Source organism: Ignavibacteria bacterium (assembly GCA_017302895.1).
Taxonomy (GTDB): Bacteria; Bacteroidota; Ignavibacteria; order Ignavibacteriales; family Ignavibacteriaceae; genus UTCHB3.
Window position 1 is genome coordinate 139,783 of record JAFLBV010000002.1, and the last position, 22,341, is coordinate 162,123.

24 protein-coding genes are annotated in these 22,341 nt (G+C 40.7%); 11 read left to right on the plus strand and 13 right to left on the minus strand.

The window, feature by feature from the left end:
* Positions 1 to 8: 8 nt before the first annotated feature.
* The 13 genes from J0L60_08250 to J0L60_08310 are packed head-to-tail and all read right to left on the minus strand — an operon-like array spanning position 9 to position 11,652.
* Positions 9 to 320, minus strand: a complete 312-nt coding sequence (locus tag J0L60_08250) for a hypothetical protein (protein ID MBN8546109.1) — start codon at positions 318 to 320, stop codon at positions 9 to 11.
* On the minus strand, positions 317 to 1,468 hold the full coding sequence (locus tag J0L60_08255) for a cysteine desulfurase (protein ID MBN8546110.1): 1,152 nt from the start codon (positions 1,466 to 1,468) through the stop codon (positions 317 to 319). The genes J0L60_08250 and J0L60_08255 overlap by 4 nt, the downstream gene beginning before the upstream one ends.
* 15 nt (positions 1,469 to 1,483) lie before the next feature.
* Entirely contained in the window at positions 1,484 to 2,971 is a 1,488-nt protein-coding gene (locus tag J0L60_08260) for an NADH-quinone oxidoreductase subunit N (GenBank protein ID MBN8546111.1), read from the minus strand.
* A 14-nt stretch (positions 2,972 to 2,985) separates the two neighbouring features.
* Entirely contained in the window at positions 2,986 to 4,572 is a 1,587-nt protein-coding gene (locus J0L60_08265) for an NADH-quinone oxidoreductase subunit M (GenBank protein MBN8546112.1), read from the minus strand.
* 20 nt (positions 4,573 to 4,592) lie between these two features.
* Positions 4,593 to 6,647, minus strand: coding sequence for an NADH-quinone oxidoreductase subunit L (nuoL, locus tag J0L60_08270; GenBank protein MBN8546113.1), 2,055 nt, complete (start codon positions 6,645 to 6,647; stop codon positions 4,593 to 4,595).
* 3 nt (positions 6,648 to 6,650) lie between these two features.
* The gene (gene nuoK / locus J0L60_08275) at positions 6,651 to 6,956 is read right to left on the minus strand and encodes an NADH-quinone oxidoreductase subunit NuoK (GenBank protein ID MBN8546114.1); all 306 of its coding nucleotides are present in this window, start codon (positions 6,954 to 6,956) and stop codon (positions 6,651 to 6,653) included.
* Positions 6,957 to 6,958: 2 nt separating this feature from the next.
* A complete protein-coding gene (locus tag J0L60_08280) occupies positions 6,959 to 7,456 on the minus strand; it encodes an NADH-quinone oxidoreductase subunit J (GenBank protein MBN8546115.1) in 498 nt (165 codons plus the stop codon).
* 3 nt (positions 7,457 to 7,459) lie between these two features.
* Positions 7,460 to 7,987: an NADH-quinone oxidoreductase subunit I gene (locus J0L60_08285; GenBank protein ID MBN8546116.1), complete on the minus strand. Its 528-nt coding sequence runs from the start codon at positions 7,985 to 7,987 to the stop codon at positions 7,460 to 7,462.
* Between the two features lie 13 nt (positions 7,988 to 8,000).
* Positions 8,001 to 9,056, minus strand: a complete 1,056-nt coding sequence (locus tag J0L60_08290) for an NADH-quinone oxidoreductase subunit H (GenBank protein MBN8546117.1) — start codon at positions 9,054 to 9,056, stop codon at positions 8,001 to 8,003.
* Positions 9,053 to 10,186 (minus strand): NADH-quinone oxidoreductase subunit D, encoded by a 1,134-nt coding sequence (locus tag J0L60_08295; protein ID MBN8546118.1) that lies wholly within the window; start codon positions 10,184 to 10,186, stop codon positions 9,053 to 9,055. The genes J0L60_08290 and J0L60_08295 overlap by 4 nt, the downstream gene beginning before the upstream one ends.
* An 8-nt stretch (positions 10,187 to 10,194) precedes the next feature.
* A complete protein-coding gene (locus tag J0L60_08300) occupies positions 10,195 to 10,725 on the minus strand; it encodes an NADH-quinone oxidoreductase subunit C (protein MBN8546119.1) in 531 nt (176 codons plus the stop codon).
* A 4-nt stretch (positions 10,726 to 10,729) separates the two neighbouring features.
* The gene (locus J0L60_08305; GenBank protein MBN8546120.1) at positions 10,730 to 11,218 is read right to left on the minus strand and encodes an NADH-quinone oxidoreductase subunit B; all 489 of its coding nucleotides are present in this window, start codon (positions 11,216 to 11,218) and stop codon (positions 10,730 to 10,732) included.
* A complete protein-coding gene (locus J0L60_08310; GenBank protein MBN8546121.1) occupies positions 11,218 to 11,652 on the minus strand; it encodes an NADH-quinone oxidoreductase subunit A in 435 nt (144 codons plus the stop codon). The genes J0L60_08305 and J0L60_08310 overlap by 1 nt, the downstream gene beginning before the upstream one ends.
* Before the next feature lie 199 nt (positions 11,653 to 11,851).
* Here J0L60_08310 and alr point away from each other — a divergent pair, with 199 nt between their 5' ends.
* The 11 genes from alr (at position 11,852) to J0L60_08365 (ending at position 22,321) form a co-directional block, all read left to right on the plus strand.
* Positions 11,852 to 12,964, plus strand: coding sequence for an alanine racemase (gene alr, locus J0L60_08315; protein MBN8546122.1), 1,113 nt, complete (start codon positions 11,852 to 11,854; stop codon positions 12,962 to 12,964).
* Between the two features lies 1 nt (position 12,965).
* Positions 12,966 to 13,868, plus strand: a complete 903-nt coding sequence (locus tag J0L60_08320) for a hypothetical protein (GenBank protein ID MBN8546123.1) — start codon at positions 12,966 to 12,968, stop codon at positions 13,866 to 13,868.
* Positions 13,865 to 14,932, plus strand: coding sequence for a mannose-1-phosphate guanylyltransferase (locus J0L60_08325; GenBank protein MBN8546124.1), 1,068 nt, complete (start codon positions 13,865 to 13,867; stop codon positions 14,930 to 14,932). Before J0L60_08320 ends, J0L60_08325 begins: the two co-directional genes overlap by 4 nt.
* A 122-nt stretch (positions 14,933 to 15,054) precedes the next feature.
* Positions 15,055 to 15,567, plus strand: a complete 513-nt coding sequence (rpiB, locus tag J0L60_08330) for a ribose 5-phosphate isomerase B (protein ID MBN8546125.1) — start codon at positions 15,055 to 15,057, stop codon at positions 15,565 to 15,567.
* A 191-nt stretch (positions 15,568 to 15,758) separates the two neighbouring features.
* On the plus strand, positions 15,759 to 16,517 hold the full coding sequence (locus J0L60_08335; GenBank protein MBN8546126.1) for a dihydroorotate dehydrogenase electron transfer subunit: 759 nt from the start codon (positions 15,759 to 15,761) through the stop codon (positions 16,515 to 16,517).
* Entirely contained in the window at positions 16,514 to 17,434 is a 921-nt protein-coding gene (locus tag J0L60_08340; GenBank protein MBN8546127.1) for a dihydroorotate dehydrogenase, read from the plus strand. The genes J0L60_08335 and J0L60_08340 overlap by 4 nt, the downstream gene beginning before the upstream one ends.
* 76 nt (positions 17,435 to 17,510) lie before the next feature.
* On the plus strand, positions 17,511 to 18,713 hold the full coding sequence (locus tag J0L60_08345; protein ID MBN8546128.1) for a bifunctional folylpolyglutamate synthase/dihydrofolate synthase: 1,203 nt from the start codon (positions 17,511 to 17,513) through the stop codon (positions 18,711 to 18,713).
* Positions 18,714 to 18,736: 23 nt separating this feature from the next.
* A complete protein-coding gene (gene rho / locus J0L60_08350) occupies positions 18,737 to 19,984 on the plus strand; it encodes a transcription termination factor Rho (protein MBN8546129.1) in 1,248 nt (415 codons plus the stop codon).
* Between the two features lies 1 nt (position 19,985).
* Complete coding sequence (gene pdxA, locus J0L60_08355; protein ID MBN8546130.1) at positions 19,986 to 20,948, plus strand: 4-hydroxythreonine-4-phosphate dehydrogenase PdxA; 963 nt, start codon at positions 19,986 to 19,988, stop codon at positions 20,946 to 20,948.
* Positions 20,938 to 21,672 (plus strand): methyltransferase domain-containing protein, encoded by a 735-nt coding sequence (locus J0L60_08360; protein ID MBN8546131.1) that lies wholly within the window; start codon positions 20,938 to 20,940, stop codon positions 21,670 to 21,672. The genes pdxA and J0L60_08360 overlap by 11 nt, the downstream gene beginning before the upstream one ends.
* On the plus strand, positions 21,656 to 22,321 hold the full coding sequence (locus J0L60_08365; GenBank protein MBN8546132.1) for an ATP-binding cassette domain-containing protein: 666 nt from the start codon (positions 21,656 to 21,658) through the stop codon (positions 22,319 to 22,321). Before J0L60_08360 ends, J0L60_08365 begins: the two co-directional genes overlap by 17 nt.
* Positions 22,322 to 22,341 lie beyond the last annotated feature (20 nt).

The window sequence follows — 22,341 nt, forward strand, 5'->3', positions numbered from 1 at the left end:
CCTCTTGTTTATTTGGATTCTCCGGCTGTCTCAGCGGGTACCGGGATAACTGTTGAAAATTCGGGATAATTTAACATCCAGGTAAGGGGACTCATATAAACGAGTATTCCGTTTCCTTCAAGGTGTTTAATAAAATCCTTTGTAGTCTGAATTAAAAGCTTGTTTGACAATTCGATGTTTCTCGAATTCAGGTAATATTTAATCGAATATTCGAGATCCCTGTAAAATACATTTGATTTGTGAAAAACAGGAAACCTGAATTTGAAAAAATTAAGAAATTTTTCCTGTTCACTTGTCAGAAGGTTAAAAGCATTATTCATTTTTTTCTCTTTGATTTTATGTAGTTACTTATTGCGACTGCTGCCACTTGAATCTCGTCCAATGTGTTCATAAAACTGAAGCCGAATCTTGCAGTGGAGGCTATTTCCTCGTCATTTAATCCGATGGCTCTAAGAACATGGCTTCGCGATCCGTTGTCGGAAGAGCAGGCAGCACCAGTGGAAAACATGATATGACTTAAATCATTCAACATATCACCGGCACTAATTCCCGGAAATTGCAGGCTTAAATTGTTAAACAGTCTGTCTTTACTGCCGTTAACCAGGAAATTGACATCGAGAGTACCCAAAAAGCTGCAAAAACTGTTTCGAAGTTCAGTTAATTCACTTTCTTCCCGTTTCTTTTTGCTATCCATCAGGGACAATGCTTTACTTAATCCAACAGTCAAAGGGGTGTTTAAAGTTCCTGGTGAAAGTCCGTTTTCCTGACCGCCGCCGAAGAGCAGGGGATTGATTTTGATCCTCTTCGAGCTTCTGTTTATTGCAAGGTAGCCAATGCCCTTCGGTCCGTGAATTTTATGTGCCCCGCCCGAAAGCAGGTCAACATTTAATTGCTTCATGTTTAATTCATATCTGCCGGCGTACTGGGTAACATCGGAATGGAAGATTACATCATGGTTTTTGCAGATACCACCAATTACAGCTAAATCCTGTAATGTGCCTATCTCATTATTCGCTGCCATTATCGAGACGAGAAGTGTATCCTTCCTGATTGCTTTCGCTAATTGATCCGGATCAACCTTACCGGTATGGTCAACATCAAGAATTGTAATATCGAACCCAATTGACTGAAGGTGCGAGAAGGTGCCCATAACAGCAGGATGTTCAGTAGCCTGAGTGATAAGATGCTTTTTAGCAGGATAATTACCGTACGCCTGTCCTGCAATTGCAAGGTTTATGGAAGCAGTTGCAGATGATGTAAAATAGAGATCACCGTCGGGGATATTGAAGAGTGATTTGATATTAAGTCTTGCTGCTTCAATGGCTGCTGAGGCTTTTATTCCGTAGTGGTGGGACGAAGAAGGGTTACCATACACTTCTGAGAAGTAAGGCAACATCTCTCTTAGTACTGTCGGATCGACCGGTGTTGTTGCGTTGTTATCGAGGTAGATAAACTTTTGTATTTTCATCTACCTCGAAAATATCTAAAATCCGGCTATTTTCAAAGTCGCTCGAGCCAAATCAACGACAGGGGAGAAATAAATACCCAGAATGAGTATTGGCAGTCCAAGCGCCAGAAGTACTGCCTTGTTTCCCAGAGAGAGGACAGGAAGTATGTCAGAATTTGGGGATTTCTCAAAATACATTGTTTTGAGGACTCTAAAATAATAGAATACCGCGATTACTGTGTTAAATATGGCAGCGAAGGCAACGAGATACAGTTTAGCCTCCATCAACGCTGTGAAGACATAAAACTTAGCCCAGAAACCTGCAGTAGGTGGAAGTCCGGCAAGTGAGACCATGAAAATTACCAGCATCACTGATAGAAATGGCAGTTTGTAACCCAATCCCTTGTAATCTCTGATATCTTCAGAATTGATCCTGCTTTTTATCAACAAGACGATCAAAAAAGCACCAAAGTTCATAAGAGAGTAAATTGTGAGGTAAGAACCTATTGCAATCATTCCGGTTTCGTTGTGAGCTGCCAAAGCTGCTACAATAAAGCCAATGTGCCCGATGCTGGAATATGCAAGGAGTCTTTTAATGTTGTTCTGAAAAACGGCTGTCAGATTACCGACGGTCATTGTAATTATTGAGAGGAAGACCAGTATTGAATTAATACTAAATCCCATTCCTGCCAACTCTGTGTTTTCCAGTTCGGGAGCGAACGACGCAACCACATATCTGACAAAAACTGCCACACCCGCGATTTTGGAAGAAACGGAGAGAAATGCAGTTATTGAAACAGGTGAACCCTCGAAAACATCAGGAGCCCAGAAATGGAAAGGAACCATGGAAATCTTATATCCAAAACCGCCGATTATGAATATACTCGACAAAATGGTCAGAACTCCATTAGGCATTGCATTTCCGATGCCCTTCAGTGCATCGAAGGAGGTTGAACCAACACCAAGATAAAGTAATGAGATACCGAATAGCATTACACCAGAGGCAACAGATCCAAAAAGGAGATACTTAAGCGAAGCTTCACTGCTTCTGTTATCTCTTTTCAGGAAGCCGGCAGCAACATAAGAGGGAAGTGACAATACTTCCAAAGCTACATAGACTGCGATCAAATCACTTGCCGAGGCAAGGAGAAGCATGCCCAGTACCATTGAATAGAAAAGGATATAAAATTCGCCTCTGCGGCTCTTATATTCGTTTATCTCGTTGTCATGCCTGAAAAAGTAGAGAATTACAAATGAGGAGGCAAGTATCAAAAATTTGAAGATAAATGCGAATCCGTCATTCACAAAAATCGCATTCGGGTCCAAAATCTTTTCGGTACCAAAAAGGCTGCCGGAGAAGAAAATGGTAACGAGGAGTGCCAGGAGCAGTCCTGTCATCGCAACCAAAGGGATTTTTGCAGAAACTTTTTCATTGCTAATGTCCATAAAAACTATCGCCATCAGGAAAAAGATGATGATATATTCAGGGATCAGAGTAGCTAAAAAATCTAATTGATTAGTCATGTCTTAGGTCCCGTTTACTTTCCTAAAGCAACAAGAAGATTGCTGATCGTTTTATTCATGATATCAAGCATCGGAGTAGGATAGATACCAAAGATAATCACGATGATAGCCAGGGGTACGAACATTATATATTCTCTGATCGTGAGATCTTTAAGGCTTTTGTACTCTTCCTTTACTTTGCCAAGGAAAATTTTCTGAAGTGCTCTCAGCATATAAACTGCACCCATTACAATACCGATTGCGGAGACAATTGTCAGAACTCTGATTGATTCGTTGCTGAAAGCACCGATAAAGATCATTAATTCAGAAACGAAGGAGCTAAGTCCCGGCAAACCAAATGCTGCGAAGAAAGCAAGGGTCACGATTCCGGTGTACATCGGTACAACAGATGCAAGACCGCCGAAATCATCGAGACCCCTCTTACCTGTGCGTTCATAGATTACACCCACAATAAGGAATAACATTGCTGTTACGGTACCGTGGTTGAACATCTGAAGAACTCCACCGGCGAGACCAAACTCGTTGAAAGCGGCAATTCCAAGAACCACAAAACCCATGTGAGAAACAGAGGAGTAGGCGATTAACTTCTTGAAATCCTTTTGTCCCAGGGCGCAGAAAGCACCATAAACAATGTTAATCATTCCGAGGAAAGCAATCCAGTATGCCCACTGATGAACCTGCTCGGGGAAAATCGGGTAAATTATTCTTAAGATCGCATAACCACCCATTTTCAGGAGAACACCAGCAAGAATTACTGATATTGGAGTTGGTGCCTCAACATGCGCATCAGGGAGCCATGTATGGAACGGGAAAAGAGGGATTTTAATAGCAAACCCGATAAACAAACCGAGAAATGCGAGGAAGCGGAAATTGTTCGGATTCAGCAGCGACATGATGCCGTCTTTTGAAAAATTCGTACTGTCCATCATGACAAGCATGTTGAAAGTATGAATTGTCTTTCCATCAACCGTTTCCTGTACACTCAGATAAAGTCCGATTATTGCAAGCAATATCAGCACTGATCCGGCAAGAGTGTAAATAAAGAACTTAATGGCAGCATATTCTCTTCTTGGACCTCCCCAGATACCAATCAGGAAGTACATCGGTAGAAGTACGAGTTCCCAGAACACATAGAACAAGAAGAAATCGAGAGCTACGAAAACACCAAGAGTACCGGTGTTGAGGATAAGAAGAAGAATGAAATAACCTTTGCTCGAATTCGGTTTGTGAGTCGAATCTTCAATATTCCATGAAGATATAACCGCAACAAAAGCGATAATTGAGCTCAGTATCACCATCGGCAAACTGAGTCCATCGATTGCAAGGAAATAATCAATCTTAAAGGTATCGAATACGGGGAGACCTGTCATGTAAATCCAGGTAAACTTCTCGATAAACTGATATCCTTTTATATCATTAATCCCTGAGAGGTCAAAGTTAAAGTTCATCCACAACAAAACTGTCAGGATCAGTTGAACGATAACCACACCCAGGGCGGTATATCTAATGGCGTTTTTCTTTTCAGCCGGCACAAAGATTAAAGCGAGTGCCGCAATAAGGGGTAGAAAGGTCAGTACTGAAAGATACGGAAATTGTGACATCTTATATTCTTCCGGTTTCTTTAATTAGAAAAAATATACATTACAAAAATTACTATGAACACCATAACGAGAGTCAGATAGGTCTGTACCTTCCCGGTCTGGAATTTTCTTATTATCATGCTTGCTATGCCATTAATCCAGGCAACGAGGTTAACGAGCCCGTCAACGACATAACGATCGAAAGCTGCACCAAATCTGCCGAGCATCATTGTTATTTTTGCACCAAGATTTACTGCACCATCGATAACATATCTGTCAATCAAAGTCATTAGAGTAGCTGTCAGATAAGTTACTCTTATTATTGTTGCATCATAAAGCGCATCGATGTACCATGCTTTTTGTGAGAAAAGGTACATTTTACCAAGAAATCCTTCTGGGACTTTTGGCAACATTTTTTTATTCATATACATGTACCACGCAGTACCAATTCCAAAGGTGATAATCAACCCGGAAATGACGGTAACTATTATTTCCGATCCATGCAAAGTGTGCATATATGCTTCCGAGTAGATTGTTCCTTCATCTGCAGAAGTCAGGAATGGATATGTTACACTGGCAGGAAGCAATATTTTTGGCAATCTAAAAAGCAACTCTGTAAGATATGTTCCGTGAAGTGTAATCGGATTGAAGGTGAACAGGAAAAAGAAACAGAGTGCCGCAAGAAGTATAAGTGGCAGTTTTATGAATATATTGAAATCGTGAGCATGCTCATAGGCGTGATGATTTCTTGGTTCACCAAAGAATATTAAAAAGACATATCTAAAGATGTAGAATGAAGTCAGGGTACTTGTGAGTACCGCAAAGATAAAATAGATGTAGTTGCCTGAGAGAGAACCGAGAGTTATTGATGATGTAAGTATCATCTCCTTGCTCAAGAAACCAATCGTTAAAGGAAATCCCACAAGCGACAGTGAATAAATCAAAGTTGTGTAGAAAGTGACCGGCATTTTCTTCCTTAGCCCACCCATATCCATGATATCCTGTGTGTGTGTCGCATGGATTATCGAACCAGAACCGAGAAAGAGACCTGCCTTGAAAAATGCATGGAAGAGCAGATGAATTATAGCTGCCTGGTATGCACCCACACCTACCGCCAGAACCATCAATCCGAGTTGACTGACCGTGGAGTAAGCAAGTATTTTCTTGATATCCAACTGTGTGAGGGCTATCGTGGCGGCCATAAGAGCTGAGAAGCCACCGATGATGCCTATGATAAGGAATGCACTCTCTGTGAACATCGGGAAGAGTCTTACGATCATGTAAACACCGGCAGCAACCATCGTGGCAGCATGGATGAGGGCACTGACCGGAGTCGGACCAGCCATCGCATCAGGAAGCCACACATGGAGAGGGAATTGAGCTGATTTACCAACCGCTCCTGCAAACAGCAGAAGTCCGGTAACTGTCAGCCACATTTCACTTCCCAGTGGATACTGACCTTTTCCGATCATATCGAATATGACAAAAAGGTCAAAAGTACCGTAAGTGATGAATAGCATCAAAATTCCAAGAAAAAACCCAAAATCGCCAACACGGTTGGTAATAAAGGCTTTACTGCATGCATTTGCTGCTTCATCCTTGAATCCCCAAAATCCGATCAACAGATATGAAGACAAACCAACGAGTTCCCAAAAGATGTAGATGAACATGATGCTTCCCGTGCTTAGAAGACCGAGCATCGAGAAGGTGAAAAGTCCAAGATATCCAAAATATCTGTTTTTCAGCGGTTCATCATGCATATACTCCAGAGAGAAGAAATGCACAAGGAAACTGATCAGGGTTACCATGAAAAGAAGAGAAACAGTCATGTTGTCCATTGTGAGGTCAACCATGAACTTGAATCCTTCTCCCGCACCGGAGAGAGAAAACAGAACGAATGAGTATCGTATCGTTTCATCAGGATAATCGTGGATTTTGGTAATAAACAGAAATGCTGCCATGAGAAGTGAAACAAACATTATGCTTACTTCTGCGATGTACGACTTTTTCATGCTCCTGGGACTAAGAACAGCCACCAGGAAGCCCGAAAGAGGCAACAAGACTATCAGTATCTGATAAATAGTGAGAGTATTCATTCTTTAATCTTTTAAAGTATTAATTTCATCAACATTTACATTAGAGTAATTTTTGTAGAGATTCAGAACAATTGCAAGCGCAATGGCTGCCTCTGATGCTGCAAGCACAATGATGAACAGGGAAATTACCTGTCCGTGAGCTGCCATATCGGTGAAGCGGGAGATTGCCACAAAGTTCAGAGATGCTGCATTTAAAATCATTTCAAGCCCCATTAATACCGTAATGGCATTTTTTCTGGTGAGTACACCAAAAATTCCGAGGCAAAAAAGGATCGATGAAAGTATAAGAAAATGATTTAGACCAACCATAACTAATCTTTATTGTTTCGTGCCATACCCGCAGCTGCGATCAGAATGACCAAGAGCAGAACGCCGAGTACACCAAAAATTAAATAATACTTGCCAATTAATAAATTTCCTAAATCCTTTATCGGAGTCGAAACGATGTTTGCGCTTAGCATCTTCGAGGGAAGGGATGTAATGCCCGTAACCAGCAGACCACAAAGCAACCCTGTCGTAACCGAAGCCAGAAGGAGATAAAAGAAATTCTCTCTTATTGGTACCGCCTTAACCTGACCTGTCAACATAATACCGAAGACGACCAGGATAAGAATACCACCAACATAGATCAGTATCTGGACCATTGCCAGAAATTCAGCTCCGAGAATAAAAAACATCGCAGCTACACTGCTCAGAAGAACAAGAAGAGCAAAGGCAGCGTATATCAGGTTTTTATTCAGAACAGTAACTGCTCCCGAGATAACAATAACGGTCGCAAAAATATAGAAGAATAAATCAAATAATTCCATAAACTAACTTGCCGTATTTGGTTGTACAGGTTTGGCTTTGCTTTCAGCAAGTATCCTGAAATTTTCCTTCTTTTCAGCGGATTCTTCAGGTGTTAAAGTCGCAAAGTTGTAAATAAGTGCTGACCGGTCATATTCAGAGAATTCATAGACATCAGTCATGTAAATGCAATCGGTCGGACAGGGGAAAACGCAAAGCTGGCAATAGCAGCACTTCGCGAAATCAATATCGAATTTGGTGACCCAAAGCATTTTCTTCTTACCGTTACTTGTTTTACCGAGGTCTTCCCCGGGTACACACTTGACGGTCTCTATATCAATACAACTGACCGGGCATGCTCTCGCACACTGATCGCAACCGATGCAGTCATCCATGTTAACATATAAGCGGTTTCTTGTCCTTTCGGGAAGAATCGGCTTTACCTCCGGATATTGTATTGTTACAGACTCATAGAACATATTCTTCCAGGTAATTTTCATACCGATAAGAGTAGTCATTACTGCTGATTTTATCTCATTGAGATATATAGTTATTGCGTTCATCATACTAGATATACATTACGATCGTGATGTAAATAAAACATATAAATGCTATTGGTATCAGATATTTCCAGCATACTTTCATAAGCTGATCCATTCTCAAGCGGGGGAGTGACCATCTCATCCAAATCTGTACAGCTACCAGGATCAAGCCTTTGCTTAGGAACCAGAAAACCTGTTCTACAGGTACGAGCCATTCCCAGCCTAAAAGTCTTCCGAGGTATCCAAAGGGAGACTGATAACCACCAAGAAAGAATGAAGTCACCAGTGCTGAAACTGCGAACATGTTCGCATATTCCGATAGGAAGAAAAGTGCAAATTTCATTCCGCTGTATTCGGTATGAAATCCTGCAACAAGTTCCGACTCGGCTTCCGGAAGATCGAACGGTGTTCGGTTTACTTCGGCAAGAGTACTTATAAAAAGAACTATCATCAAAGTAAAAAGGGCGGGGATCAGTAAAATCCTTTTGAACCCGAGATCAGCAAAACCAAAAATACCCCAGTTAAAGATGTTTGAGGTTTGCATTTCGCTCAATTCATGAAGATTGAACTGTTGAGTAACTGCAAAAATCGAGATGATTACAAAGAGAGTGGGTATTTCATAGCTTACAAGCTGTGAAGCGGATCTCATTGAACCCATGATTGAGTATTTGTTGTCTGAAGCCCATCCGGCAAATACGATGCCTGCTACAACATATCCGGATATTGCAACCATGAACAAAACTCCAAGGTTGATATTTGTACCAATATATACCGATGTAAATGGAAGTGCGGCATAAGCTGCGTAGCTCCCGAGAAACACAACGATAGGTGCTATCAAAAAGAGTTTTTTGTCTGCTCCTGAGGCAACAATATCTTCTTTCTGCATCAGTTTAAGAATATCCGCTGTCGTCTGAAACCAGCCACCGGGACCTGTTCTGTTTGGACCTACACGGTTCTGGATCCAGGCGGATATTTTTCGTTCTGCAAAAACTGCCATCAGCGCAAAAGGAATAATAAACACGAGCGGCACGATGGCGTAAAGGAGAATTAAAAGAAAGTCCCATAAATTAAACATTGTCATCTGTCGATCTCTCCCAAAACAATATCAAGACTGCCGAGAATTGCTACAACATCACTAACCATGTGTCCTGTGGCAATTTCGGAGAATACGCTTAAATTTACAAAAGAAGGAGGACGCACTTTTACTCTTGCAGGTTGCAGTCCGCCTTTACTGATTATAAAATAACCGAGTTCACCTTTAGGATTTTCAACTCTTGCGTAAGCGATTCCTTCGTTTGGTTTCACTCTCTTGGGAATGGCAGAAGTTACATCACCTTCAGGGATCTGTTCGATTGCCTGTTCCAGAATCCGGAGACTCTGTTCCAGTTCCAATACACGGACATAGTATCTGTCCCAACAGTCGCCTAGAGTACCGGCGAGACCTTGACCAACCGGCACATCGAAATCGAACCTGTTGTAGATGGAATAAGGATCATTTTTGCGGATATCCCATTTGAATCCGGAACCTCTTAAGCTTGGACCGGAAACTCCATAATTAACAGCAAGATCGACAGGAAGTACACCTATGTTGGCGGTTCTTTCGATAAATATCTTGTTATAAGTCAACAGACCGTTAAGTTCTTCAACTTTTGGTCTAAAATATTCGATAAATTCTTTAGTTAATCTTAAAAAGTCAGGATGAAGATCATGAGATACCCCACCAACCCATATATAATTGTATAGCAGTCTTGCACCGCAGGTGATCTCGAAAAGATTGAGGATTTTTTCTCTGTCACGGAATGTGAACAAAAACGGTGTGAAAGCTCCGACATCGAGTCCGAAAGTTCCGAGAGCAACAAGGTGCGAAGCAATCCGCTGTAATTCACTCATAATTACACGAATGTATTCAACTCTCTCAGGAATTTCTATTTTAAGGAGTTTTTCGACTGCAATCACATAACCGAGCTCATTATTCATGGCAGCAAGGTAATCCATACGGTCGACATAGGGAATTACCTGAGGGTATGTCATTGCTTCGCAATGTTTTTCGAAGCACCTGTGCAGATAACCAAGATGTGGTTCTGCATGGATGATCTTTTCACCATCTATTTTAAGTTCCACACGGAGAACACCGTGAGTAGACGGGTGTTGTGGTCCCATGTTAAGGACCATTTCATCAGTTTTTAAGTTTGAAGCTATTTTATTCGTCATGGCAGTTTTTAGTAAGGCACTTTCATTCCGTGATAAAATTCCGGATTTTTATAATCTTTTCTGAGGGGGTATCCAAATTCCCAGTCGTAAGGCATCAGGATTCTGATAAGATTGGGGTGACCCTCGAAAATGATACCATACATGTCAAAAGCTTCCCGTTCATGCCAGTCGGCACATCTCCAAACGGAGGAGACAGACTGAGTGACAGGATTTTCCCTTTCGACGGACACTCTCAGGGTCAATTTGTGTACGAGGGATGTGGATTCGATATGGTAGTAGACACTCAATGTGCCACCCTGAATCTCGAATGACTCATCTTCGTGCTTGATTTTCTCACCATTCTCATCATCCGCACCTGAAAGCAGAATAAGTGAGTCGAATTTCAACTCTCCTTCGGTGGCAAGAAAATTGCAAACATCTTTTATAATAAGGGGATTCACAAGAATGACATCTTCGGTGCCTTCTTTGCGGGCTTCGATATCTGATTCCCCGGTAAATTTAGATTTTAATAGTTCAACGAGTTCTTCGAATGTTTTCATCTGTTTATGCCGATTTAATCAAAGATTCATTTCTGATTTTTTCCTGAAGCTTTAACAGGCCTTCGAGAAGGGCTTCGGGTCTTGGAGGACAGCCGGGGACATATACATCAACAGGAATCACTCTGTCGACACCTTTTAATACATGATATCCGTGTTCCCAGTATGGACCGCCGCAATTTGAACAACTGCCCATGGAAATTACATATTTTGGATCGGGCATCTGTTCGTAAATTCTTTTGATTCGGGTAGCCATCTTCAGGGTAACGGTTCCTGATATAATAATAACATCAGATTGTCTCGGGCTTGGTCTGGGAATCACACCAAATCTGTCAAAATCGTAATGTGAAGCTGAAGTTGCCATCATTTCTATAGCACAGCAAGCCAAACCAAAAGTTGTTTGCCAAATTGAAGAGAGGCGAGCCCAGTTCAATAGAGCTTCAAGATTTGTAACAACTATGTTCTCTTGAAGAAATTCTTTATCGAGTACACCCATTATACCATCTCCTTTTCAATCTTCTTTACGGTTGCTGTCGGATCTTTTACTTTCTGATTGGCTACTACATCTTCATATGTAAACCAGTCGAGATCACCTTTCCTCCATTCGTACACGATACCAACACCAAGTACGATAAGGAAAAAGAGACCCAGCAGGAGACCAAAAAGTCCGTAATTCAGATAAGCTGCAACCCAGGGGATTACGAGAACCAGTTCTACACCGAACACGAGGTATAAAAGTGCAACCACATAAAATCTGACATTATATTTAATGTAAGGTACACCTTGGGTTTCTTCACCGCACTCATATACCTGCATCTTTTCAAAGGTGGGGCGAGTGGGTCTTAAGAGGTAGGCGGTAAAAATAGCCACAATACTAAACAGGACGGCTATCAGGATAAAAGCTACAATATATTGTAAATCGTAAGACATATTGTTCTGATTTTTTTCAACAAATTTGCATCGTTAGTACTAACAGACTATCTCAATTAATAAATATTAATAATCTGTTTTACTAAATTACAAAAAATATTCAGAATAAAATATCTTGTTCAAAAAAAAATTACATTTTTTCTGATTTTTCTCTTTCTGAATCTAATTAAGTATTATTGTAAGGAATAATTTTTATTTTATGCAAATCAGACCGACTAAAGCCTTAATTAATCTTTCAAATCTTGCTCATAATTATATGGTCATCTCCGGGCTTGTCCAGCCGGCAAAAATAATTGCGGTTGTGAAGGCAGACGCTTACGGACACGGAGCCCATAAGATTGTTGAAAAACTCATCACATTGAAGAATCCTCCGGAGTTATATGCCGTTGCTACTGTTGAAGAAGTCATCGATTTGACAATTTCCTTCCCGGAAGCCCGGTTTCTGGTTTTTGAACCCTTTAACTTAACCATGATTAAATCGATTGGGAAATACCGCTATGAAGTTACGGTATCCTCGTTCGATCAACTTGAGTATATTAAAAGTTCAGGACTGCAGGAGAGGCTTGGAGTACATATTAAAATAGACACCGGAATGGGCAGACTGGGATTTAAGACAGACGAGGTTGATCGATTATTAAAGGTATTACCCGCAATTAATATAATAAGTATTAAAGGTGTGTACACTCATTTTGCTACCTCCGATGAACCTGACAGGAAGTTCACCTGTCTGCAGATTGAGAGATTCGAAGCAGTGCTTCGTAAATTCAAAGCAGCCGGCATAGAGACAGGAATGGTGCACGCATCGAACTCAGGTGGGATATTCGACTACCCACAGGCACATTTTGATGCAGTCAGACCAGGGATAGCCTTATATGGTTACTATAAAAATGAGGAAACCTCAACAAACCTTGGTTTGAAGCCGGTGATGTCGATTGTCGGTTCCCTTTCAACCGTAAAGCGGTTTGCTGCCGGGGAGAGCATCAGTTATGGTAGAAAATATATCCTAAAAAAAGACAGTTGGATCGGATCAATCTCCATTGGTTATGCAGATGGAATCAGGAGGTCGCTGGGTAGCAGGATCTATTGTCTAATAAATGGCAAAAAGTATTCTCAGGCAGGTACGATAACAATGGACAGAATTATGATTGATCTTAAGGATGACGAATACCCGATCGGTCAGGAAGTTGTAATTCTCTCAGACGATCCAAAATCAGATTCAAGCTGTTGGAAGTGGTGCTCAGAACTGGATACGATTCCATATGAGATTACAACAGGCATCTCAAAGCGTGTCCCAAGGGTTTACGAAAGCTAAAATGGACATAGTAAAAAATTACATAATCAGTGCGATTAACGAAGCCTCGAATAAACTGAGACTGAACCCGGAAAAAATTCAGATATTGAACAGTCTTGAAGAATGGATTTCGAGCAGAGAGAATCTGAATGCTGACATTCAGGTACTTAAGCGGATTACAGAAACTTCGAAACTTTCCATTCGGCTACAGGATATCACAAATTATTTGAGTTTCGAAAAAATTGACTATAAAAAGTTTTCTGAAAAGTTTCTCGAGCACAGTCTGTTTCTTGTTGCAGATCTCGATTTCCTTCTGCTCAGTGTAAATACTCTTTCATTCAAAAAAATTCTTAACAGGGTCGAAACCCTCAAAAGTCTTAAGATGGAAGAACAGAGCCATAATCTAAAAATTGAACTTGACCAGGCAGCAGAGGAATTCCAAAAGGTTCAAAAAGCCGCATCAGGTAAAAGATCAATGAAAATAGAAAAAAAATTAGAACCTGAATTGCCTTTAATCTATGAAGATCCTCCAAAAAAAGAGAAGAGAAAGTTAATCGAAGAGGAAAGGGATTTCCTTTATGCCCCGTTAAAGGATTTGGAAGAACTTTTGCAAAGAATGAAAAAAGAGGATTTCAGAAGCAGCGAGGTTTTTAGATTTTCGGACATTTTCGAGGAAAGATTAAAATTCTGCAAACTTCACGGATTGAAAGAACTAATCGATGCATACAGCAATCTTGCCGGTGCTCTCTTACTTATATATAATAAGGAAATGACTGTCAATAAAGATATTCTTGATTATTTCAGAGCAGCGATGATTGTGGTGGTTACCGAAATTCGCGGACTCGATCATGACATTACAGAATACAGATTGCGAAACCAGTTGTTCACTGAAAGTTTAAAAGTTTACAAAGGATCACAAAAATGAATATTTACGCTATTATAATGGCTGGTGGTGTCGGTTCCAGATTTTGGCCCCGCAGTCGTGAAAAAAAACCTAAACAGCTCCTCAATTTGTTTGATGATGAATCTCTGATAAGGAAAACGGTAACGCGCCTCGATGGTTTGGTGCCATCTGAGAATATTCTTGTAATAACAAATACGGTTCAGGCTGACTCAATCGCGGAAGAGCTTCCATGGATTCCGAGAGAAAACATAATTGCAGAACCATATGGCAGAAATACTGCTGCTTGTGTGGCATTGAGTGCGATTTTAGTGGCTAAGAAAGACCCTGAAGCAGTTTGTTTTGTTTTACCTGCAGATCATCTGATTACAAATACGGCCAAATTCAAAGAAGATCTGTTAAAAGCCGCAAACTATGCTTTCAACAGTCATGGACTGGTCACCCTGGGAATCCCTCCGTCAAGACCTGAGACCGGATACGGCTATATACAAATTGAGAATAACGAGAAAAACCCTGAAGTTTTTAAAGTGGCAACATTTGCTGAAAAGCCCAACTATTCCACAGCCGTCAGATTTCTTAAATCCGGTGATTTTATGTGGAACAGTGGAATGTTTATTTGGAAGGCATCTGTGATTCTTGAAGAGATTAATATTTTCCTTCCTGAACTTGCCAAACACATGAGAGACCTCTCAAATTATCTTTATACAAATGAGTTTGCTGAACATCTTGAAAAAGCTTACAGCCAGATCAAAAGTATTTCGATTGATTACGGGATAATGGAAAAATCTCACAGGGTGTTTCTGATAAAAGCCTCGTTCGACTGGAGTGATGTTGGCAGTTGGGAAGAAGTCTATCAACTAAGTGAAAAAGATGAGAGAGGTAATGCTGCAGTAGGAGAAGTGTTTACCAATATGACTCACGATTCCTATATTTACTCTCCAAATAAATTCACTTCTGTAATAGGGGTGGATAACCTGATAATCATTAATACAGAGGATTCACTCCTTGTTTGCAGAAGAGATCAGGCACAGGAAGTGAAGCAAATAGTCGATTATCTTAAACACAATAACAAAACAGAATTGCTCTGATGAAAAGACTTATTACTGAAGATTTTGTAATTGCCGCCGCAAAACGGGGTGAGAAAGAACTCGTTGTGTGCAGGAATTGTGTGATTACTCCCTTGGCTCACGATAGAATCAAATCTCTGGGGATGGCAATCGTCGACGAGTCGCAGAAATCAACCGGTTCGACCATTGCGCCAGTCTATAATCTTCGGGTAATTATTGGTGGCGATCATACAGGTTTCGCACTTCGCAAAATCATTTCGAATTTTCTTAAAGAAAAGGGGATTGTTGTTGAGGATGCAGGCTCTTATTCCGCAGATGCCTGTGATTACCCTGATTTTGCAAAAGAGGTTGCGCTTGCAGTAAAGACCAAAGGATTCAACTTTGGAATCGTGGTGGATGCAACCGGAATCCCGTCCTGCATCACTGCGAACAAGTTCAAAGGCATAAGAGCTGCCACATGTTATAATGAATTTTCCGCGAGAAGTGCCAGAGAGCATAACGATGCAAACATACTGGCACTCGGGGCAAAAACCCTCGGGGAAGAGACAATTAAATCGATTATAAATACCTGGTTATCGGCTGAATTTCTGGGTGACCGGCACCAAAAAAGACTGGATAAAATAAGCAAAATTGAAGAACTTAATTTCCGTTCCTGAAAAAAACTGTTAAATTTTTGCCAAACCATCCAATAAATTATATATTTCGAATGTGGTTTTGATATTTTATTACTATTTTTGGATATCAGAATAATCCGTTCTTGAATTTACCCCCGGTAAGTTCTCCCTGTTTACAATAAATAATTCTTTTCACGATTCCACCCGTTCTGTAGTTTCTTGCGGGAAATAACTTGATTATTACTAAAGTCTCTGTCACATCTGTAGCACAGTTAAAAAATCACATATTCCTTCTAAAATGTAATTCTTCCCGGTTAAGCAGTGAGTTTAAAGCCGGGCAGTTCGCAAATATCAAGGTCAGCGATTCTTCATTTCCCTTATTACGCCGTCCTTTTTCCATCTGCGATATTGATCAGGATAACATCTGTTTTATGTTTACAGTACATGGTGAAGGAACCAAAAACCTTTCTGATAAGAAACAGGGCGACTTGATTGATGTTATTGCACCTTTGGGAAAAGGATTCGGGATTGATGAAGATTTCGACCACGCAATAATCATTGCCGGAGGAATCGGTGTAGCTCCATTTCCTCTTCTCACAAAAAGACTGGCCGGGAAAAAGGTGACGACTTTCTTGGGGGGCCGAAGTACAAATGATATTGTAACGTATGGACTTGAGAATATGAAAATCGCCACTGATGATGGTTCAATGGGGGTCAAGGGAAATGTAGTCGATTTGTTCGCCACACACCTCGATGAATTGAGGGATGAGAAAATGAAAGTTTTTGCCTGCGGACCAACACCGATGTTGAGGGTTTTACAACAATTACTTCTTCGGGAGAATATTAACGGCGAGATTTCCACGGAATGTGCGATGGCTTGCGGCTTTGGAATTTGTCAGGGATGTCCCGTTGAAAACAGCCACGATGAAACGAAATACCTCTTGGTATGTAAGGACGGTCCGGTCTTCAATGTGAAAGATGTAGTGCTATGAAAACGCCTGATCTTGGTGTTGAAATTGCCGGTTTGACCTTTAAAAACCCTGTACTTCTTGCGTCAGGGACTGTCGGTTACGGCTATGAAATTTCAAATTTTACCGACTTGAACAAAATCGGTGGAATTGTAACAAAATCGATAAGTTTAAAACCGCGTAAAGGGAATCCACCTCACAGAATAGTTGAGACAGCATCCGGAATGCTTAACGCAATCGGGCTAGCAAATGTTGGCGTGGAAGAATTTATCCTCGAGAAACTTCCTTTTCTTTCAAAGTACGATACCCGTGTAATTTGCAATATCGCAGCCTCATCAGTTGAGGAATATGTTGAATGCGCACGGATTCTGACACAGGAACAAACTATAGATGCCTTCGAGATAAATGTTTCATGCCCGAATGTCAAGGATGGCGGACTAATTTTTGGGAACGATCCGGGTTTTGTTGGCGAGATCACCGATAAAGTCAAAAGTGTCTCATCGAAACCTGTCATCATCAAACTATCTCCTAATAATTCCGATATTGGATTGTTTGCGAGGATAGCAAAGGAAAACGGTGCTGATGCGGTGTCTGCGATCAATACTTTAGTTGGAACAGCATTCGACATTTGGACACGCAAGCCAAAACTGTACAATATCACCGGTGGTTTGTCAGGTCCGGCAATTAAGCCGGTAGCACTTGCAAAGGTACTCGAAATAAGCAGAAAGTGCGATATTCCGATCATTGGAATTGGAGGTATTACAGGTTGGGAAGATGTTGTTGAATTTATGATAGCCGGAGCATCACTGATTCAACTCGGAACAATAAATTTTGTAAATCCGGATGCTGCCGAAAAGATTATTCCTTCACTCGAGGAATTTTGTCTAAAAACTAAGAGAACTAATATTAATACAATCATTGCATCATATGAGTTTAACTAACCCTGCCATAGACCATTATCTCCAGATTCTATTCAACCTCCACAATCGTGGAGTGAAGTTGGGCTTGGAGAATACCATGAATTTTCTCGATCTCCTTGGGAATCCACAACGAAAGTTAAAGTGCTTTCATGTAGCGGGGTCAAATGGAAAAGGGAGCACCTCATCTTTTATAGCCAGCATTCTGACTGAAGCCGGATACAAAACCGGGTTATATACATCACCGCATTTCATAAAGTATAATGAACGGATAAGAATCAACGGGCAGATAATTCCTGATAAATATGTCATTGAATTTATGGCCGAGTATGAGAGTGTTATCTATGAGACAAACCTGACATTTTTTGAAGTGACCACAGCACTAGCCTTCAAATATTTTGCCGACAAGGAAGTGGATTATGCAGTAATTGAGACCGGACTTGGCGGAAGACTCGATGCGACAAATGTAATAAAACCTTTGGCTTCTGTTATCACTTCCATCAGCCTCGAGCACACCAATATACTTGGGAACAGTTTGGAACAAATAGCTGAGGAAAAGGGGGGGATAATTAAAGAAAAGGTACCCGTTTTTCTCGGTTTTCTGGAAAAACCGGCTCAGGAAACCCTGATCAGGATTTCCGAAGAAAAGGGATGCAAATATTACAAGCTAAAGGACTACATTAACAAGAGGGAACACAGCTTCGAGTTTTATTCAAGTGAGCTTTTTTTCGACAATTTTGTTACCCCTCTTAAAGGCTCATATCAGCAACTTAATGCAGCGCTCGCCATTCTGACCCTGAACAAAACAATAAAATTTAGTGATTCAAAAAAAATACTCGCCGGGATCAAAAATGTTGTGACAAATACCGGAATACAGGGCAGGTACGAGAAGATACATGATAATCCAAGAATTATTCTCGATTCTGCTCATAATCTTGATGGAATTCAAAATTTCCTGAAGGAATTCTCGAAAGAGGAAAAGAAATTCAGGGAGCGCTATCTGTTGTTTTCATGTCTTAACGATAAAAATCTGGAAGATATGCTGATTCAGAGTAAACCGCATTTCGATTTAATCTATCTGTTTGAACTGAAGGATAACGAAAGGGCGGTGAAGATGGAGGAGTTTGTAAAAATTGCAGAGAAACATGAAATAAAATACAAGAAAATCGATGACATCCCGGCTTTTATTAAGAAATTTTTGAGCGCCGCAGATAAAGAATGTCTTGTAATTTACGGCAGTATGTATCTTATCGCCGAAGTAAAAAAAGTATTTGAAAAAAAATATTACAGTAACATTTTGTAAAGTTTTAATAACAAGGTAATCAAATGGATATTTCAGAACTGAAATCAAAAAAAATCGTTGAGTTAAACGAAATTGCCAAAGAGCTTAAAATCACCGGTTTTACCGACCTGAGGAAACAGGAACTGATTTTTAAGATTCTCGAAGCACAAACTGCAAAGGATGGACTTACTTTTTCCAAAGGAGTTCTTGAAGTGCTGCCTGATGGATATGGATTCCTCAGATCAGCAGCATACAACTACCTCCCTTCACCAGACGACATCTACATTTCACCATCTCAAATCAAAAAATTCTTTCTCAGAACAGGTGATTTTGTCAGCGGACAGGTTAGACCGCCTAAGGAAGGGGAGAGGTTTTTTGCTCTGCTGCGTGTGGAAGCTGTAAACGGAATGGATCCTATCGAGATAAGGGAAAGAACTCTTTTCGATAACCTTATTCCGGTATACCCGACCAGAAAACTCGTTCTCGAGTCAGCTCCGGGTGAGTATGCCATGAGAATAATGGACATGCTTACTCCTATCGGCAAAGGACAGAGAGGTCTGATTGTATCTCCTCCAAAAAGCGGTAAAACCGTTTTGCTTCAAAAAATAGCAAATTCAATCACAAGAAACCATCCTGAAGTCAAATTAATCATCCTCCTTATCGACGAGCGTCCTGAGGAAGTAACTGACATGGAAAGAAGTGTAAATGCTGAAGTTATCAGTTCGACTTTCGATGAACCCGCTGAAAGACATGTTCAGGTAGCTGATATGGTTATCGAGAAAGCGAAGAGACTTGTAGAGGCCAAACACGATGTCGTGATCCTTCTTGACTCAATCACAAGACTTGGAAGAGCCCATAACCTCGTAGTACCTCACTCAGGGAAAATCCTTTCAGGTGGTCTCGATTCGAATGCACTCCACAAGCCAAAGAGATTTTTTGGAGCAGCAAGAAACACAGAAGACGGCGGATCACTCACAATCATCGCGACTGCACTTATCGACACCGGTTCAAGAATGGATGATGTTATTTTTGAAGAGTTTAAGGGCACCGGTAACATGGAAATTGTGCTCAATCGCGATCTTAGCGACAGAAGAATTTTCCCTGCCATCGACATTAACCGTTCAGGTACCCGTCGTGAAGAACTTCTACTTAAAGAAGAAGAACTCCAGAGAATCTATATTCTGAGAAAATTCCTTAGCGACTTCACCCCTGTCGAGGCAATGGAAGAAATACTCGACAAAATGAGAGGAACCAAGAATAACAAAGAATTCCTTCATATGATGAACAGCTAAAATGATTCAGAAAATGACGGGTGTAATATCCTGTGGTGATATCAATGGCATTGGCCCCGAAATTACTCTGAAAGCGATTGATAAACTTCTTCAGGTAAAGGATATTAACTATAAAATTGTTATTCCCGGCAATGTATTTGCAGAGGCAGTTGAACTGACAAAGATAGACCTCTCGGAGAAGCGGAATGTGGAGATTGTCGATATCGGAACCTTTGAACTCAGAAAGGGGGAACCGACTGCCGCCTCCGGAGAAGCATCATACCGTGCCCTCGAAAAAGCGTTCGAGATTGTTTCAAAGGACGATCAAGCTTTTCTTGTAACTGCTCCAATTTCCAAGTATGCATTCAGTCTGGCGGGTGTCGATTTTCCGGGTCATACCGAATTGCTGGCGGAGTGGGATAATTCGACCGGTTTTGTGATGACTTTTTTGTCAAATCAATTAAAATGTGCCCTTGCAACTATTCATATCCCTCTATCAAAAGTCAGCCGGGATCTAACGACTGAGAAACTGAGAATGTGTCTTGATACGATAAGCAATTCTCTCAGATACGATTTTAGTATCCATCAACCCAAGATTGCCGTCCTTGGTTTGAATCCCCATGCCGGAGAAAACGGGCTTTTAGGGAGTGAAGAGAACGACACAATTATTCCTCTTTTAAAGGAGTTTTCAGGCACTGTGGAGGGGCCATTTCCGGCTGATGCATTTTTTGCACGAAAACAATATCTGAATTTTGATATGTTTGTCGCGCTGTACCACGATCAGGGACTTATTCCTTTTAAACTGCTTACTGCAGGATCAGGTGTCAATTTTACTGCCGGATTAAACATCATAAGAACATCGCCCGACCACGGCACTGCACACGATATTGCATGGCAAAATAAAGCTGATTTCAGTTCCATGATTGAGGCTATCGATTGGGGGCACAGAATATCCACGAACCGTCGTTTCATCTATGGGAAGTGATTCCTATTCAAACATTTCCACGATTTACAACGATCTCGTTAGGCATGTAAACTATTCCGGTTGGGCTGATTACCTGAATGAGTTGATTGCAAAGTATCAAATAAAAACTGATTTTGTACTCGAACTGGCTTCAGGAACAGGCAGGATGCTGCCCGCAATGAAACTCTCTTCCAAACTTACGATATTGAGTGATAGATCCTTCAGAATGATAGATCAGGCACCTGCGGATGCGGTAAAAATGTGTATCGATATGACTGAAATACCGTTCAAACAAAAATTTGATCTGGTGATATCTTGTTTCGACAGTGTTAACCACCTTTCTACTCGAGAGTCTTTAATTAAATTCTTTAACGAAGTCAAAAGGGTGCTGGTCTCAGGCGGCTACTTGTTGTTCGATATTGTGACTGAACAAAATTCATATGCATATGTGGGTTCTTACAGTAAAAAAAGGAAACAGGGTAATCTAGTCTATCAGCAGGCTTCCAATTACGATCCTGTGAGAAAGATTCACAAAAATTCCTTTGTCATTAATCTTCCTGACAACACTAAGATTGAAGAAGATAACTACGAATACATTTATTCCACTGAAATGATAGATGAATTGCTCAAAGAGTGCAATTTTACGATAATGAAGAAATTTGAAGCCTTCACCCTAAAGGGAGTTAATCAGAAGACATTTAGAATACAATATGTGACAAGGAGTATGGATGATACTGGAGTTTAAAGGCGTTGAATTTGCATATGGAAATCATAAAATCCTGGATGACTGCGATTTTTCTCTCGCCCAGGGTGCTTTTGCTTATCTTGTCGGAAAGAGCGGATGTGGGAAATCGACCCTCATGCAACTTTGTTATTTCAATATTTTGCCTCAAAAGGGGAGTATAGAAATCGCGGGATTCACTTCATCAAAAGCTGACCAAAAAAGCATTCCAAAACTCAGGCAGAAACTCGGAATTGTCTTTCAGGATTTCAAACTGCTTTCTGACAGAACTGTTTTTGGAAATCTTTCCTATATCCTTGAGATAAATAATTATCCTCAAAAAAAGATTCGTGGGAGAGTGGAATCAGTGCTCAGTGATCTGGGAATATTGCACTTGAAAAATGCTTTTCCCAAAAGTCTGTCAGGAGGGGAACAGCAGAGAACCGCAATAGGGAGAGCTATAGTGAACGAGCCTTTATTGGTTATCGCAGATGAGCCGACAGGGAATCTGGATCCTGAGACCTCATCCGAAATAATCAAAATATTTCAGGATATCAACAGAAAAGGTACAGCCATTCTGTTGGCTACACACAATTATGACATCATTGATACATCAGGGGCTATTTACAAACTTGACGCTGGCAAAATTACCAAAGTAAAAATAAAAAATTAGATTTTTGCCATTTTTTTGTG

What these genes read in the sequence shown, in the direction of transcription:
- J0L60_08250 (MBN8546109.1), bottom strand. Translation starts at nt 320, where the DNA reads ATGAATAATGCTTTTAACCTTCTGACAAGTGAACAGGAAAAATTTCTT.
- J0L60_08255 (MBN8546110.1), bottom strand. Translation starts at nt 1,468, where the DNA reads ATGAAAATACAAAAGTTTATCTACCTCGATAACAACGCAACAACACCG.
- J0L60_08260 (MBN8546111.1), bottom strand. Translation starts at nt 2,971, where the DNA reads ATGACTAATCAATTAGATTTTTTAGCTACTCTGATCCCTGAATATATC.
- J0L60_08265 (MBN8546112.1), bottom strand. Translation starts at nt 4,572, where the DNA reads ATGTCACAATTTCCGTATCTTTCAGTACTGACCTTTCTACCCCTTATT.
- nuoL (MBN8546113.1), bottom strand. Translation starts at nt 6,647, where the DNA reads ATGAATACTCTCACTATTTATCAGATACTGATAGTCTTGTTGCCTCTT.
- nuoK (MBN8546114.1), bottom strand. Translation starts at nt 6,956, where the DNA reads ATGGTTGGTCTAAATCATTTTCTTATACTTTCATCGATCCTTTTTTGC.
- J0L60_08280 (MBN8546115.1), bottom strand. Translation starts at nt 7,456, where the DNA reads ATGGAATTATTTGATTTATTCTTCTATATTTTTGCGACCGTTATTGTT.
- J0L60_08290 (MBN8546117.1), bottom strand. Translation starts at nt 9,056, where the DNA reads ATGACAATGTTTAATTTATGGGACTTTCTTTTAATTCTCCTTTACGCC.
- J0L60_08295 (MBN8546118.1), bottom strand. Translation starts at nt 10,186, where the DNA reads ATGACGAATAAAATAGCTTCAAACTTAAAAACTGATGAAATGGTCCTT.
- J0L60_08300 (MBN8546119.1), bottom strand. Translation starts at nt 10,725, where the DNA reads ATGAAAACATTCGAAGAACTCGTTGAACTATTAAAATCTAAATTTACC.
- J0L60_08305 (MBN8546120.1), bottom strand. Translation starts at nt 11,218, where the DNA reads ATGGGTGTACTCGATAAAGAATTTCTTCAAGAGAACATAGTTGTTACA.
- J0L60_08310 (MBN8546121.1), bottom strand. Translation starts at nt 11,652, where the DNA reads ATGTCTTACGATTTACAATATATTGTAGCTTTTATCCTGATAGCCGTC.
- alr (MBN8546122.1), top strand. Translation starts at nt 11,852, where the DNA reads ATGCAAATCAGACCGACTAAAGCCTTAATTAATCTTTCAAATCTTGCT.
- J0L60_08320 (MBN8546123.1), top strand. Translation starts at nt 12,966, where the DNA reads ATGGACATAGTAAAAAATTACATAATCAGTGCGATTAACGAAGCCTCG.
- J0L60_08325 (MBN8546124.1), top strand. Translation starts at nt 13,865, where the DNA reads ATGAATATTTACGCTATTATAATGGCTGGTGGTGTCGGTTCCAGATTT.
- rpiB (MBN8546125.1), top strand. Translation starts at nt 15,055, where the DNA reads ATGGCAATCGTCGACGAGTCGCAGAAATCAACCGGTTCGACCATTGCG.
- J0L60_08340 (MBN8546127.1), top strand. Translation starts at nt 16,514, where the DNA reads ATGAAAACGCCTGATCTTGGTGTTGAAATTGCCGGTTTGACCTTTAAA.
- J0L60_08345 (MBN8546128.1), top strand. Translation starts at nt 17,511, where the DNA reads ATGAATTTTCTCGATCTCCTTGGGAATCCACAACGAAAGTTAAAGTGC.
- rho (MBN8546129.1), top strand. Translation starts at nt 18,737, where the DNA reads ATGGATATTTCAGAACTGAAATCAAAAAAAATCGTTGAGTTAAACGAA.
- pdxA (MBN8546130.1), top strand. Translation starts at nt 19,986, where the DNA reads ATGATTCAGAAAATGACGGGTGTAATATCCTGTGGTGATATCAATGGC.
- J0L60_08360 (MBN8546131.1), top strand. Translation starts at nt 20,938, where the DNA reads ATGGGAAGTGATTCCTATTCAAACATTTCCACGATTTACAACGATCTC.
- J0L60_08365 (MBN8546132.1), top strand. Translation starts at nt 21,656, where the DNA reads ATGATACTGGAGTTTAAAGGCGTTGAATTTGCATATGGAAATCATAAA.